Source organism: Micromonospora sp. NBC_00858 (genome assembly GCF_045207365.1).
In the GTDB taxonomy this organism is placed as follows: domain Bacteria; phylum Actinomycetota; class Actinomycetes; order Mycobacteriales; family Micromonosporaceae; genus Micromonospora.
In genome coordinates this window covers 4,031,900-4,046,687 of record NZ_CP108828.1, presented here as the reverse complement: position 1 = coordinate 4,046,687, position 14,788 = coordinate 4,031,900, and the positions used below count along the sequence as shown (strand labels likewise).

The window sequence follows — 14,788 nt, the reverse complement described above, 5'->3', positions numbered from 1 at the left end:
AGGAGGACGAGATGCCCATCGCCACCACCAACCCCGCCACCGGACAGGTGCTCAAGACCTACGAGGCGATGTCCACCGAGCAGCTCGACGCCGCCATCGAGCGCACCGACCTCGCGCACCAGCAGCTTCGCGAGACCACCGTCGGCCAGCGCGCCCGGTGGATGAACGCCGCGGCCGACCTGCTGGAGGCCGACCGGGACGAGATCGCCCGGATCATGACCACGGAGATGGGCAAGACGTACATCGCGGCGCAGGCCGAGGTGACCAAGTGCGCCTCCGCCTGCCGGTTCTACGCCGACCAGGCGCCGTCGTTCCTCGCCGACGAGCCTGCCGACGCCACGGCGGTCAAGGCGACCCGGGCGTTCATCCGCTATCAGCCGATCGGTGCGGTGCTCGCGGTGATGCCGTGGAACTTCCCGCTCTGGCAGGTGATCCGCTTCGCCGCACCGGCGCTGATGGCCGGCAACACCGGCCTGCTCAAGCACGCCTCGAACGTGCCGCAGACCGCGTTGCTGTTGGAGGACGTGTTCCGTCGGGCCGGCTTCCCGGAGGGGGCGTTCACCGCCGTGCTGGTCGGTTCGGACGCCGTCGACCGGATCCTCAGCGATCCCCGGGTACGCGCCGCCACGCTCACCGGCAGCGAGCGCGCCGGCCGTTCCATCGCCCAGGTCGCCGGCCGGGAGCTGAAGAAGACCGTGCTGGAGCTGGGTGGCAGCGACCCGTTCGTGGTGATGCCCTCGGCCGACGTGGACCGGGCCGCCGAGGTGGCCACCACCGCCCGCTGCCAGAACAACGGTCAGTCCTGCATCGCCGCCAAGCGGTTCATCGTGCACACCGACGTGTTCGACGCCTTCGCGGAGAAGTTCGCCGCGAACATGGCGGCGCTGCGGGTCGGCGACCCGATGGACCCGGACACCGACGTGGGGCCGTTGGCCAGCCAGGGCGGTCGCGACGAGGTGCACGCCCAGGTGCGCGACGCCGTGGACAACGGCGCGACCGTGCTCTGCGGCGGCGAGCTGCCGCCCGGTGACGGCTGGTTCTACCCACCGACGGTGGTCACCGACCTCACGCCGCAGATGCGGATGTGGAGCGAGGAGGTCTTCGGCCCGGTCGCCGGCCTGTACCGGGTGTCGTCGTACGAGGAGGCGATCGAGGTGGCCAACGGCACCGCGTTCGGGCTCGGCTCGAACGCCTGGACCCGGGACCCGGCCGAGCAGGAGCGCTTCGCCACCGACCTGGACGCCGGCAACGTCTTCATCAACGGGATGACCACCTCCTTCCCGGAGCTGCCGTTCGGCGGCGTGAAGAACTCCGGTTACGGCCGGGAGTTGTCCGCGCTGGGCATGCGGGAGTTCTGCAACACCAAGACGGTCTGGGTGGGCGAGGGCGCCGCGTCGGCCGGCGCCGGCGCGCACGCCGAGTAACCGGCGCGGACCGGGCGGCCCACCCGGGGCGGTTCAACCGGACGCCGTCGTGGGTAGGAAGTGCGCCCATGACGGTGTTCGGGTTTCACGCGTCCCATGAGCAGATCCACCCCCGTGCCCTGCTGGAGGCGGTGATGCACGCCGAGCGGGCCGGCTTCGACGCTGCCATGTGCTCGGATCACTTCTCCCCGTGGAGCGTCCGGCAGGGCGAATCGGGCTTCGCCTGGTCCTGGCTGGGTGCCGCGTTGCAGTCCACCGGCATGTCGTTCGGCGTGGTCAACGCCCCTGGCCAGCGCTACCACCCGGCGATCATCGCGCAGGCCATCGGCACGCTCGGCGCGATGTACCCGGGCCGGTTCTGGGCCGCGCTGGGTACCGGTGAGGCCAGCAACGAGCACATCACCGGTGATCCATGGCCACGCAAGGACGTACGCGCGGCGCGGCTGCGCGAGTGCGTGGACGTGATCCGGGCGCTGCTGGCCGGCGAGGAGGTCAGCCACGACGGCCTGGTCCGGGTGGACCGGGCCCGGCTGTGGACCCGCCCCGAGGAGCCACCGGCGCTGGTCGGTGCCGCGGTCAGCGTGGCCACCGCCCGCTGGTGCGCCGAGTGGGCGGACGGGCTGATCACGGTGAACGCGCCGGTGGCGCACCTCCGCGAGATGATCGACGCGTACCGGGACGCTGGCGGGCGCGGGCCACTGCACCTGCAGGTCCACGTCAGCTGGGCACCGGAGCAGGCACAGGCCGAAGCAATCGCGTACGACCAGTGGCGCAGCAACGTCTTCGCCCCGCCGGTCTGCTGGGATCTGGAGACCGCCGAGCACTTCGACATGGTCTCGGCCGACGTGCCGGCTCAGCGGGTCGCCGAGGTGGTGAACGTCTCGGCCGACCTCAGCCGGCACGTCGGCTGGCTGGAGGAGTACCTGGAGCTCGGCTTCGACCAGATCGCCCTGCACCACGTCGGGCAGGAGCAGCGAGGGTTCATCGACGCGTTCGGCGCCGAGGTGCTGCCGAAGCTGCGCCCGGGCGGCTGAGCGGGGTCCGGCCCCCGGACCCCTAGGCTCGTACCCATGGAGAGCCTGTTTCCGGTCGTCGTCTTCCTGGCGATCGCCACCCTGGGCGCGGCGCTGGCCCGCCGGCTCGGCCTGCTCGCGCCGATCCTGCTGGTCGTACTCGGTCTGGCGCTCTCCTTCGTGCCGGGCTTCCCGCAGGTCCGGCTCGACCCGGAGCTGGTGCTGGTCGGCATCCTGCCGCCGCTGCTCTACGTCGCCGCGCTGGAAACCTCGGTGCCGGCGTTCAAGAACAACATCCGGCCGATCCTGCTGCTCGCCGTCGGCCTGGTGCTGTTCACCGCGTTCGTGGTCGGGCTCGTGCTGCACCTGCTGCTGCCGCAGGTGCCGTTCGCGATCTGCCTGGCCCTCGGCGCGGTGGTCGCCCCGCCGGACGCGGTGGCCGCCACGGCGGTCGCCCGGCGGGTCGGCCTACCCCGTCGGGTGGTCACCATCCTGGAGGGGGAGAGCCTGGTCAACGACGCCACCGCGCTGGTGCTGCTGCGGGTCGCGACGCTGGCCACCATCGGCTCGGCGGTCGGCACCGCCGAGGTCGCCATCGAGGTGCTGCGGGCCACCGGCGGCGGCATCCTGATCGGCGCCCTCGGTGCGGTGATCTTCGGCTTCCTACACCGGCGGATCAACGACCCACTGCTGGACAACGCGCTGTCGTTGATCATCCCGTTCGCGGTGGTGTTCGCCGCCGAGGCGGTGCACTCCTCCGGCGTGGTCGCGGTGGTGGTCACCGGGCTGGCACTCGGCCACAGGCTGCCCCAGTTGCTGTCGGCGGCCTCCCGGTTGCAGGTCGGGGCGTTCTGGCGACTGGCCCGGTTCCTGCTGGAAGGGCTGGTGTTCCTCCTGGTCGGCCTCCAACTGCGGGAGGTGCTGCGGGACCTCGACGAGCCGATCGGCTCGCTCATCACGATCACCCTCGCGGTGCTCGCCACGGTCTTCCTCACTCGGTTCGTCTGGCTCTTCCCGGCCACCTACCTGGCCCGGCTGGTGCCCCGGATCCGCCGCCGGGACGAGACCCCGTCGCCGAAGTTCCCGATCATCATCGGCTGGGCCGGGATGCGTGGCGTGGTGACCCTGGCCGCCGCGCTGGCCCTGCCGCTGACCCTGGCCGACGACGCGCCCTACCCCCGGGCGCTGTTCATCTGGTTGGCCTTCGCGGTGATCGTGGTCACCCTGGTCGGCCAGGGGGCCACGCTGCCGCTGGTCGCCCGCCGGCTGAAGCTGCCGCAGGACGACCCGGTGCAGGACGCGCTGTCGGCCGCCGGGGTGCAGCAGCAGGCCAGCCGGGCCGCCCGGGACCGCCTCGACGCGCTGGCCGCCGACGCACCGGCGGCGGTGGTGGACCGGCTGCGCCGGGCGCTGGACGACCGCACGAACCTGGCCTGGGAACGGCTCGGTGGCGCCGAGCGGGAGACCCCGTCCCAGGCGTACGGTCGGCTTCGACAAGAGATGATCGACGCCGAGCGGGACGTCTTCCGGGCTGCCCGGGACGCCGGTCGGATCCCCGAGGAGGTGCTGGTGCGGGCCTATCGTGACCTGGACCTGGAAGAGTCGTTGCTGCGGCAGGAGGTCGAGAAGTGAGCTGTCAGCACCTGACCGAGGCCGGCGCCGTGGAGTCGGGCACCACCGAGGAATGCCCGGACTGCGTCGCCATCGGAGACGCCGACTGGGTGCACCTGCGAGCCTGCCTGACCTGCGGGCACGTCGGCTGCTGCGACTCGTCACCGAACCAGCACGCGACGAAGCACTTCGAGTCCACCGGCCACCCGGTGATCCAGTCGGTGCAGCCCGGCGAGACCTGGCGCTGGTGCTACGTCGACGAAGAGATCGGCTGACGGGCCGACGACTGGAGGCGGCCCGGCCGTCAGCGTCTGGACGAGTGCTCAGCCGAGCCGACGGACGAGGAGCTGCCCGGGCCACGGGTCACGTCCCGGTCGCGCGACAGTGAACGAGTCGGTGGCGGTGAAGCCGCAGCGCTCATAGAAGCGGACCAGCGTCCGATCGTCGCCGCCGTAGCAGTCCACCCGGAGCAGCCCCAGCCCCCGCGACCGGGCCAGTTCCGCGGCGTGCTCCAGCAGCCGCGCCCCGATCCCCAGGCCGGCGTGCTCCCGGTCGGTGACCAGCAGCCGCACGTAGAGTTCCGGCTCGGTGGCCGGGGGCACGTAGTCGCTGGCGGCGCCGACCACCAGGGTGCCGACCGGGCGGTCGTCGCGCATCGCCAGGTGCAGGCCGCCGCCCGAGGCCCAGCCGTCGGCCTGGGCGATCCGGCGTGGATCCGTCGACGCCGGCTCGGTGCCCCACTGACCGGTCCGGCCGCGCGCCGCCAGCCAGGCGGTAGCGCCGTCGAGCAGCCGCAGCACGGTCGCGGCGTCGTCGGGACCACCGGGGCGAATGGTGATGCTCTGCTGATCCGTCACGCCCACCATGCTGCTACACCCCGGGCGGGTGGCCAACGCCCACCGGGTCAGCGCCGGGATGGCCAGGCCCACCACGGCGAAGAGCCCGCCGACGGCCAGCCAGCCGGGCACGCCGCCGTCGAGCACCACCAGCGTCAGCAGGGCCGGGGCGACGGCGCGGGCCAGACCGGCGAGCATCCCATCGGCACCCTGGTACGCGCCGACCGCGTCCGGCGGAGCGAGATCGTAGGCGAGACCGGCCCCGGCGGTGCTGTGCCACAGATCGCCGACGGTGTAGACGACGGTGGCGACCAGCAACAGCGTGACCGCCGAAGCGGTGGGCAGGGTGGCGGTGGCCGCGTACAGCAGCATCGCGGCGGCCAGCACCAGGCCAGCCCGGCGCATCTTCCGGGCCGCCGGGGCCGCAGCGTCCGCGCCCCGGCTCAGCCGCACCGCCAGCAGGACTGTGAGCAGCGTGTTGGTCAGCAGCACAGCCGACACGACGGGCGGGGGCGCCCCGACCAGGGTCACTGCCCAGAGCGGCACCACCAGCGTGAGTACCGTCTGGTGGAGGGCGAGCACCGCCGACGCACCGCTCACCGCGAGGAAGCGGCCGTCGTGCAGCGGACGACCCCGGCGGAGAGCAGCGGCCGTCGCGGGATGCGGGGGCGGCGGGAAGGCCGGCAGCCGCAACAGCAGCGCCGCCGACACCAGATAGCTGGCCGCGTTGCCTGCCACCAGGATCTGGTACGCCAGATGCGTGTCGGCGGCCAGCGCGAACCCGGCCAGCCCCGCCCCGAGCGCGATGCCCAGGTTCGCCACCGCCCGCAGCGTGGCGAAGGCGTGCACCCGCCCCTGCGGGCCGGCAACGGCGGCGACCAGCGCGGCGCGGACAGCGAGGTTGCCAGAGGTCAACAGCAGCTCGAGCACCGCGACGACCAGGAACACCGGGAACGAGCCGACCAGCAGGTACGTTGCGGCAACCACCGCCTGGAGCACCTGCAGGACGGCTCGCAACGTACGCGGGTCGCGCCGGTCCGCGAGCCCGCCGAGCGGCACGCTGGCGGTCAGCCCGACCAGCCCTGCGACGCTGAGCCCGGCGCCCACCTGGACAGCGGAGAGTCCCACGACCCGGGTGAGGTAGAGAGCCGCGCCGGTCAGCCACAGCCCCGCGCCGACGGAGTTCGCCAGGGTGGCGAGGGAGAGGGTGCGCAGCCGCCCCGGCGGCGGCAGCGGCGACACGCCCCGCATCAGCGCGCGGTGGGCACGGCCGCGGAGACGTCGACGAGCCGCTCACCCTCGGTGTCCTGATCGACCGCGTCCCCGTTGACAGCCATGATGCCGACGTTAGGCAGGCCGGGCGACATTGGCGGTCCCGAACGACGCGAGGCCGGTCACACCGACCCCCTGGCCCCGTTCCGGAGCGTGCTCCAGAGAACGGCGCCATGCCCGCCGCGCAGTTCCGGCCCGCACTGAGTTCCGGTCCGCCGTGAGTTCCGGAGGTGGACGCGGCGCAGGGTCACGCTGGACTGCGGTGCCCGCAGTCATGGCTGCTGGATGGGCTGTGGTGGTCACGGCCGCCGGTGGTAGTGGTTGCGGCGGGGGAGTTGGTCGGGATCGAGCCAGGCTGGTGGGACGAATTCGGGGTGGCCGTCGTCGCCCAGTCGGACGGTCCAGTCGCCGTGATGGATGTGTCGGTGGTGGTGGGCGCAGAGAAGCACGGCGTTGGTCAGGCTGGTGTTGCCGCCGGCTGCCCAGTGTTGGATGTGGTGGGCGTCGCACCAGCGGGGTGGGCGGTCGCAGCCTGGGAAGGCGCAGCCGCGGTCGCGCAGGACCAGGGCGCGTCGTAGTGGGCCGGTGATGAGACGGCGTTGCCGGCCGACGTCGAGGGGCTGGCCGGTGCTGCCGAGGACGGCGGGGAGGATGGCCGCGTCGCAGGCGAGGCGGCGGACCGTTTCTGGGGTGAGCCGGAGGCCGGTGTCGAGTGTGCCGGAGTCGAGTTGCCGGGTCAGCGCGTCGAAGCTGGTGGTAACCACGATCTGGGCCGGTTCGGCGCCGTGCTCGGGTAGCTCGCCGGTGCGTAGGGTGAGTCGGCAGAGGTCGGCGAGTGCGTCGTGTCGGCGTTGCCCGGGGGTACGTGGGTCGTCCGGGCCGGTGGGTGCGGTCAACGGGTCGATCGCGGCGCGTAGCAGGCCGGCTGCTTCGGCGTCGAGGCTGCCGGTCAGCCGCAGGCGGCCATCTGGCAGCTCGGACAGAGTGACATGACGATCCCGGGCGGAACGGCGGGCCTCGGTCTCCAACGCCGCCCGGTTGGCGGCGTCGGCGACCTCCGGGGCGACGTGGTCGAGGATCCGCGTGCCCAGCCTGCGGAGTAGCGTGGGATCGAACTGCCCGGCCCATTCGACCAGCACGCCGACGGCCTTGTCGGCAGCCTCGGCGCCGGCGGCGGTGTGCACCGTGTTGACGGTGTCGCCGATGACCCGGGCCTGCTCCACGCTGATGTCCCCAATGGCCAGAGCAGCCCGGACCCCCGGCGCTCCGGCGTCCAGCGCAGCGGCGAGGTCGACCAACCGGCGCGCGGCGGGAACGGTGAGTCGCAGCCGATCGCGCAGCCACACCGTCGTCGACGACGCACTCTGCGCCGCAGCCGTGCCGCGACTGTCGACGGCCCGCACCAGGGCCAGCTTGACGGCCGCCAGGCGCTGCTCGAGCCGGTGCGCGGCATCCAGCGCCGCGACGAGATCGTGCTCCCCAAGGGCCCACGTCGCCGCGTCGCCGCAGGCGGCGACTGCCGCCTCCGCCTGCGCCAACTCCTCCATCACAGATCGGACTTAGAACACATGTACGACAGTTTGGTGCTCGGTCGGTGGACGGTTCGGCTGCTCTCAGCGGCGGCGATCGGATGCTGGTCCGGGAGGCTGAAGGTGTTGGATTTCGGGGTCGTTGCCAGGGCTCAGCGGCCCGCGCAGTCGACGAGGCGTTCGGTGGCGAGGCAGGAGACGAGGCAGCGTTCCTTGGCGTCGCCGCTCAGCCGGGCGGTCCAATCGGTGAAGCCGCCATCGCCGACCTCCAGGCTCCCGCCCAGGACGGTGATCCGTATAGAGCAAGCCGTGTAGTAGCCCTGACCGCGCCTCCGCTCCGGCTCGTCCACGAGCGGCACCGCGCCACCGTCGAGTGCCGGGCGGACGGTGTCGGCCAGTCGCTCCCGGACGACCGGGTCGTCGAAGACCGTGACGTGTAGCTCGGTCAGCACCTCGCTGGCGCGCATCGTGCTGACGATCTTGTTCTGGTTGACCGGTGCGGCCGTCGAGCAGGTGCCCATCGGTACGACCGGCGACAGCTCCACTCCCGAGATGTCGGCCGGCAACAGTTGCCACATTCGTGCCTCGACCTGGGCGAGCGCGCGGGGGTCGGCGCGGGCCGGGCGGACGAAGCGGTCCTCGCGCCAGCGGCGAACCAGGTCGGGCGGGCGCACGGTCGTCGCACGGTCGCGGGCCACGGTCAGCAACAGGGTACGCAGATCCGTGGCAGGTAAGCCGGCCAACGTGGCCCGTGTCCCCGCCGGCATCGCCGCCCACACTCGACGCTCCGCGTCGGTCAGTTCGCCGCCGTCCATGGCGCTCACCATGGCCCACGCGGCCGGCCGGGTCCACGTGATTTGAGGGGCTGGTGGCCGCCCCGAGGGGGAGCGGCCACCAGCCGTACCGGTCAGGTCAGCGAGCAGGCCGAGCCGTTGACCGTGACCAGGCCGGGAGCGGGGTTGGCGCCGCCGCCGGTGGTCGCGTTGAAGCCGAACGTCACGGTGCCGCCGGGCACGATCCGGGCGTTGTACGACTCGTTGCGCGCGGTCACCGTCGCGCCGGACTGGGTGACCTTTGCCAGCCACGCCTCGCGTACCCGCTGGTCCCCGGTGAACGCGAACCGCACGCTCCAGCCGTTGACGGCCGTGGCGCCGGTGTTGCGCACGGTCAGCTGTGCGGTGAACCCGGTCCCGCCGTGCCAGGTGCCGTAGTTGGTGTAGCGGACCGCGCAGGTGGTGGCCGGCACCGAGTTGGCGTCACCCTGGTCGGCCAGGAACGAGGCGATCCAGGCCAGCGCCGAGTTCCAGTTGATCGCCACCTCGTTGGTCGCGTACGAGTTGATGTCGTCGACATAGCAGAACATCGGCTCGCAGCCGGCGAGCAGTTGCGCCGCGAACGGGTCCTGGAGGGCGGCGTTCGCGCCACCGGCGAGGGAGCCGGCGGGTGGGTTCGGCAGGTTCGGGTCGAGCTGGTGGCCGAAGATCCGGCTGTGCTGGTTCTCCGCCGCGTGCTCGCCCCACCCGGTGACGTAGGAGATGTTCAGCGCGTTGCGGCCGAGCAGGTAGTCCATCGCCTGCACGGCGCCGTCGCGGTAGTCGGCGTCGCCGGTCAGGTCGAAGGCGGTGGCCAGCACGACGGCGTTGTTGATGATGTTGCTGTTGGCGCCCCAGAAGTAGCTGCCGGCGTCCCCGGGCATCGGCAGCCCGTACGCCTGCCGGCGCAGCTCGGCGAGGTACGCGTCGGCGGCGGCGGTGACCGAGGCGCGGACCCGGGTCAGCTCGGCGGCGGGTAGCCCGTTCGGCACGGTGGCCAGGTCGAGGCGGCCGAGCGCGGCGGTGCTCTGCCAGCCGAAGCCCTGCGGGCCGAACACGTCGCCGGTGTGGTGCGGCGAGGCGGTCAGGTCGCTCAGGTAGGTCTGCGTGCCGGTGCTCAGGTACAGCTCGACCGCCGCCCAGTAGAACTCGTCGGTGACGGTCGAGTCGTCGTACGCGCCGCCGCCGGTGCCGTCGGTGGGGCTGGCGTACACCGCTGGATGGGCCTTGGCCGCGGCGTAGGCCGTCGTCGCGGCGGTGGCGCAGCGGCCCGCGAACGCCGCGTCGTAGGGGGCGTAGAGCCGCGCGCACTGGGCGGCGGTGGCGGCCAGGTTGAGGGTGGCCGCGGTCGACGGCGGGTGCAGCTCGCGGGGCTGCGGGTCGTCGTGGGGGGCCAGCGGCAGCCCGGTCCAGTTCCGGTCGTGGATCTTGTGGTGCGCCATTCCGGCGAGCGGCTGGCCGGCCGGCACCTGCATGCGCAGCAGGAACTCCAACTCCCAGCGGGCCTCGTCGAGGATGTCCGGTACGCCGTTGGCGCGCTCGGGTACCCGCAGCGTGCCGTCGGCCAACCCGGTGCCGCCGGCCGCGGTGGCCGCCGTCCTGGTCCGCTCGAAGGTGTTCAGCAGTTGGTAGGTGGCGATGCCGCCGTTGACCACGTACTTGCCGTGGTCGCCGGCGTCGTACCAGCCGCCGCGCACGTCCAGGGAGTAGTCGCAGACGCCCGGTTGGCAGGGCACGCTGGTGTCGCCCTGGTTGGGTGCCACGCCGAGGTGGCCGGCGGGTCGGGCGTACTCGTCGCCGATCAGGTCGCCGTCGATGGCGGTGCCGCTGCGCTGGGCGTAGAAGAACTGGAGCGAGTCGGCGCGCAGCCGGTCGTACAGGGTGCCGGAGATGTCGAACGGGTGACTCGTCTCGCCGTCCACGGTCAGCGTCAGCCCGCTGCCGGGTGTGCGGTAGCTGGAGAAGTCGGCCGTCTGCACGTTCTGCCCGGAGGCGCCGTCCACGCCGCGGGCGGTGGTGGTGCCGCTGGCCAGGACCGCGCCGCCGGCCGAGCGCAACTGCCACGGCAGCGGTTCGGTGGCCGTGGTGACCACGGTGGCGTTCTTCGGGCCGCCGGGCAGGTAGCCGACCTGGTTGACCCGCACCCGTGGCCCGGTGTCCGGCTCGTACGGCTCGGGCGGCTCGCCGCCGCGCAGCGAGACGTCGTCCAGGCAGACGGTCTGCGTCTCGGCGGCGCCACCGACCTGGAAGATCAGCTGGGCGGCGGGGTTGTCGTCCGGGACGGTGAAGGTCTGCTCGACCCGCTGGGCGGTGCCGGTGGCGGTGGCGTCCACTGCGGCGTACGTCGTGTACGGGGCGCTGCCGAGCTGCAGGACGGCCTTGACCGCGGTGCCGGGAGTGGCGGAGACGGCGAAGCCGAGGGTGTATTCGGCTCCGGCGATCAGCGGCACGCCGTCCTGGCCGATGCCGGCGTCCCACGGGTTGGCCAGCCCGCCGGGGACGGTGGTGCAGAGCCGGCCGTCGGTCACCGCGAGCGCGCCGGTGCCGAAGGAGAACCAGGGGCTCACGCCGCCGGTGAAGTCGCCGTTGTCGATCTGCTCGGGGGCGTCCGGTGGCGGGTCGGCGTGGGCCGGGCCGGCGCCCGCGGCGGTGAGGGCCAGGGTGGTCGCCGCGGCCAGCAGGAGGCGGCGTCGGGATGGCGTCACTGGGGAGTCCTTCCGGGACGGGAAGTGAAACGGTGGCGGCGGAAGCTGGGAGCGCTCCCAGGTGTCGGCTCGATGTTTCCAGCGGGTCAGGGGCATGTCAATCGATCTGACTGGATGGCTTTCGGTGCCCGACTAGGGCGGCCGGCCAGCACGACGCCGGGCCGGGGTGCCGCGACGCGCCGTTGCGGACACGTGAGATTGGCCGCGCCACGCCCCGTCGTCCTGATCTCCTAGAGACAACTGCGCCCTTCGCCTGGCAGGCTGCCTCCCATGACCCTGAAGCTGCGTTCCGTGGGAACGAGCGACCGTGGGCTGATCCGCAGTGGAAACCAGGACGCCCTGCACGCCGGGACCTGGCTCGTCGCCGTCGCCGACGGCATGGGCGGGATGGCGGCCGGTGACCTGGCCAGCGCGCTCACCATCGACGCGGTCGCCCCACTCGACGTGGAGACCCCCGAGGACGCCCTGGTGGCCGCGCTCCAGGGCGGCATCGCGGTGGCCACCGCGCGGATCCGGCAGGCGGTTGCCGAGGATCCGGAGCGCCAGGGCATGGGCACCACGTTGACCGCCCTGCTCTTCGCCCGTACCGGCAGCTGCCTGGCCCTCGCGCACGTCGGCGACTCCCGGGCCTACCTGTTCCGCGAGGGCGTGCTCAAGCAGGTCACCAGGGACGACACCTTCGTCCAGATGCTGGTGGACCAGGGCGTGATCACCGCGGACCAGGCCAGCAGCCATCCGCGCCGGGCGGTGGTCACCCAGGCGCTCCAGGGCGACGACGTCTCCCCGTCCTACGCGACGATGGTGCCCCGGGTCGGCGACCGGTGGCTGCTGTGCAGCGACGGGCTCTCCAACGTGGTCCGTCCGGACACCCTCGCCGAGGTGCTCACCGGCTACCCGGACCGCGCCGCCTGTGCCGGCAAGCTGATCGACCTGGCGCTGCACGCCGGTGGGCCGGACAACGTCACCGTGGTGGTGGCCGACGTGGAGGAGGAGTAACCGGCGTTCAGCGCCGGCGTGGCGTGGCCCGCCGGGTGGGCGTCGCGGTAGCCGGGTCCTCCGGCCACGGGTGCCGGGGGTAGCGACCGCGCAGCTCGGCGCGGACCTGCGGATAGCCGGTGCGCCAGAACGACGCCAGGTCGGCGGTGACCGCCACCGGCCGCCCGGCGGGGGAGAGCAGGTGCAGCAGCACCGGCACCCGCCCGTCGCCGATGCGGGGGGCCGCGGGCCAGCCGAACGTCTCCTGGAGCTTCACCGCCAGCACCGGCGCTGCCGGGTCGCTGTAGTCCACCCGGATCCGTGAACCACTGGGCACGTCGATCCGCTCCGGTGCCAACTCGTCCAGTTGGGCGGCCTGCTTCCACGGCAGCAGCCGGCGCAGCGCCGAGGCGACGTCCACCCGGGCCAGGTCGGCGCGGCGCCGGGCGGCGGCCAACTCCGGGCCGAGCCAGGTCGGCGCGGTGGCGAGCAGCGCCTCGTCGCCCACGTCCGGCCACTCGGCACCGAGGTGGTGCCGGCCGAAGGCGAGCCGCTCGCGCAGGGCCCGGGCCGCTGGCGTCCAGGGCAGCAGTCCCAGCCCTTCCTGGCGCAGACCGGTCAGCAGCGCCTCCGCCACCTGCGCCCGGTCCGGGCGGTCCAGCCGGCGCTCCTGCAGCTCGATCGCGCCCAGTCGGGTCACCTCCCGGGCCACCACGTCTCCGTCGGACCAGCCGACCTCCCGGCGCGTGGACAGCAGCGGCCCGGCGGCCTCGCGGGCCGTCGCCTCGTCCAGCGGCGTGGCCCGGCGGATCCGCGCCGAGGGCGCGCCGGGGGTGCGGTCCGCGACGGCCACCGCCAGCCAGTCGGACCCGGTCAGCCCCGACCCGGCCGCCAGCTCCGCGGCGGTTCCACCGGTCATCAGGTACGCGGACCCGCCCGGCCGCCGGACCCGGGCCAGCCGTTCCGGGTACGCCAGCCCGACCAGCAGCCCGGCGGCCAGGTCGTCGGTCAGCCCAGCGGAGCCGGCACGTCCGCCGGCTCCCGGACCGCTCGCTCGGGCGGCCCGGTCGGCGTCGCCACGGCCCTCGGGTGTGGAGCCGGCGGGGAGCGCGGCGCGCAGCCGGCGTACCTCGCCTCGCCAGCGGGCGGTCGCGGCCGGGTCGACCCCGGTCCGCAGCCGGCGCCAGCCGGCGGTCAGGTCGTCGCCCGGGCCGGCCGCGCTCTCCTCGGAGAGCAGGGCCACCACCTCGGCCGTCCGGTCGGCGCCGACCCGTCCGGCGCCGTCGAGCAGAGCCCGGGCCAGCCGCGGGTGCGCGCCGGCGGCGGCGATGGCCCGCCCCCGCCCGGTGATCCGGCCGTCCGCGTCGACCGCGCCCAGGGTGGTCAGCGTGTCCCGGGCCACCGCCATCGCCGCAGCCGGTGGCGGGTCGGGCAGGGCGAGCCCGACGCCGTCCGGCCGGCCCCAGGCGGCCAGCTCCAGCGCGAAGCCGGTCAGGTCGGCGGTGGCGATCTCCGGCTCCGGCCGGGCGGGCAGTCGCTCGTGGGTCGCCGCGGACCAGCAGCGGTAGACGGACCCAGGGGCCTCGCGGCCGGCCCGGCCGGCCCGCTGGGTGGCGGCGGCTCGGGAGACCGGCACGGTGATCAGCGCGCCGAGCCCGCGGGCCAGGTCGATGCGGGGCACCCGGGACAGTCCGGCGTCCACCACCACCCGGACGCCTGGCACGGTCAGGCTGGTCTCGGCCAGCGCGGTGGCCAGCACCACGTGGCGTCGATCTGCCGGACGCAGGGCGGCGTCCTGCTCGGCGCCGCGTTGCCGGCCGTGCAGCGGGAGCAGCGCGACAGTGTCCCGCAGGTCGGCCAGTCGGCCGGTGACCGCCGCGATCTCGCCGGCTCCGGGCAGGAAGACCAGCACGTCGCCGTCGTGCTCGCGCAGCGCCCGCCGGACGGTGGCCGCCACATGGTCGAGCAGAGACCGGTCCACCGGACCGGCTCCGGGCGGGGCGATCGGCCGGGGTGGCGGCGCCCAGATTCGCTGCACGGGGTGCAGCGCGGACTCGGCCCGTACGACCGGGGCCGGGCTGGGCCCGCCGAGCAGAGCGGCGAAGCGGTCGGTGTCCGGGGTGGCGGACATCGCCAGCAGCCACAGGTCCGGCCGGAGGGTGGCCCGCGCCTCCACCGTGAAGGCCAGCGCGAGGTCGGCGTCGAGTTGCCGCTCGTGGCACTCGTCGAGCAGCACCGCGCCCGTGCCGGGCAGCTCAGGGTCGTGGTGCAGCCGGCGGACCAGCAGGCCGGTGGTGACCACCTCCACCCGCGTGGCCGGGCTGACCCGGCGCTCGCCGCGTACCGCGTAGCCGACACGGTCACCGACCCGCTCGCCGAGCAGTTCGGCCATCCGCCGGGCGGCGGCGCGCGCGGCCACCCGGCGGGGTTGCGCGATCACCACCCGGCCGGTCACCCGGTCGGCCACGGCCAGCGGCGCGAGGGTGGTCTTGCCGGTGCCCGGCGGAGCCACCAGGACCCCGGCGCCGGCCGCGTCGAGCGCCGCGATCAGCGCCGGCAGCACCGGGCGTACCGGCAGGTCCAGGGTTACGTCAGAGAGCACGGCCAAGTC

The 14,788-nt window shown here is 73.8% G+C and carries 10 protein-coding genes; 5 read left to right on the top strand and 5 right to left on the bottom strand.

Going from position 1 to position 14,788, the window contains the following annotated elements; all coding sequences use genetic code 11:
- Nucleotides 1–11 precede the first annotated feature (11 nt).
- The 4 genes from OG990_RS18875 (at nt 12) to OG990_RS18860 (ending at nt 4,323) form a co-directional block, all read left to right on the top strand.
- Nucleotides 12–1,424: an NADP-dependent succinic semialdehyde dehydrogenase gene (locus tag OG990_RS18875; RefSeq protein WP_406076472.1), complete on the top strand. Its 1,413-nt coding sequence runs from the start codon at nt 12–14 to the stop codon at nt 1,422–1,424.
- Nucleotides 1,425–1,492: 68 nt separating this feature from the next.
- A complete protein-coding gene (locus OG990_RS18870) occupies nt 1,493–2,458 on the top strand; it encodes a TIGR03885 family FMN-dependent LLM class oxidoreductase (protein WP_406076470.1) in 966 nt (321 codons plus the stop codon).
- A 36-nt stretch (nt 2,459–2,494) separates the two neighbouring features.
- Complete coding sequence (locus OG990_RS18865; protein WP_406076468.1) at nt 2,495–4,069, top strand: Na+/H+ antiporter; 1,575 nt, start codon at nt 2,495–2,497, stop codon at nt 4,067–4,069.
- The gene (locus OG990_RS18860) at nt 4,066–4,323 is read left to right on the top strand and encodes a UBP-type zinc finger domain-containing protein (RefSeq protein WP_328425786.1); all 258 of its coding nucleotides are present in this window, start codon (nt 4,066–4,068) and stop codon (nt 4,321–4,323) included. Before OG990_RS18865 ends, OG990_RS18860 begins: the two co-directional genes overlap by 4 nt.
- 48 nt (nt 4,324–4,371) lie before the next feature.
- Here the strand turns inward: OG990_RS18860 and OG990_RS18855 are convergent, their stop codons facing one another.
- From OG990_RS18855 to OG990_RS18840, 4 genes are all read right to left on the bottom strand, one after another.
- A complete protein-coding gene (locus OG990_RS18855) occupies nt 4,372–6,135 on the bottom strand; it encodes an MFS transporter (protein WP_406076466.1) in 1,764 nt (587 codons plus the stop codon).
- A gap of 320 nt (nt 6,136–6,455) precedes the next feature.
- Nucleotides 6,456–7,706: a DUF222 domain-containing protein gene (locus OG990_RS18850; protein WP_406076465.1), complete on the bottom strand. Its 1,251-nt coding sequence runs from the start codon at nt 7,704–7,706 to the stop codon at nt 6,456–6,458.
- Nucleotides 7,707–7,837: 131 nt separating this feature from the next.
- On the bottom strand, nt 7,838–8,500 hold the full coding sequence (locus tag OG990_RS18845; RefSeq protein WP_406076463.1) for a hypothetical protein: 663 nt from the start codon (nt 8,498–8,500) through the stop codon (nt 7,838–7,840).
- A gap of 92 nt (nt 8,501–8,592) precedes the next feature.
- The gene (locus OG990_RS18840; protein WP_406076462.1) at nt 8,593–11,202 is read right to left on the bottom strand and encodes a glycoside hydrolase family 9 protein; all 2,610 of its coding nucleotides are present in this window, start codon (nt 11,200–11,202) and stop codon (nt 8,593–8,595) included.
- 270 nt (nt 11,203–11,472) lie between these two features.
- Between OG990_RS18840 and OG990_RS18835 the strand changes: the two genes are divergently transcribed.
- A complete protein-coding gene (locus OG990_RS18835) occupies nt 11,473–12,198 on the top strand; it encodes a protein phosphatase 2C domain-containing protein (RefSeq protein ID WP_355609933.1) in 726 nt (241 codons plus the stop codon).
- A gap of 7 nt (nt 12,199–12,205) precedes the next feature.
- Here the strand turns inward: OG990_RS18835 and hrpB are convergent, their stop codons facing one another.
- Nucleotides 12,206–14,779 (bottom strand): ATP-dependent helicase HrpB, encoded by a 2,574-nt coding sequence (gene hrpB / locus OG990_RS18830; protein WP_406076460.1) that lies wholly within the window; start codon nt 14,777–14,779, stop codon nt 12,206–12,208.
- Between the last annotated feature and the right edge of the window lie 9 nt (nt 14,780–14,788).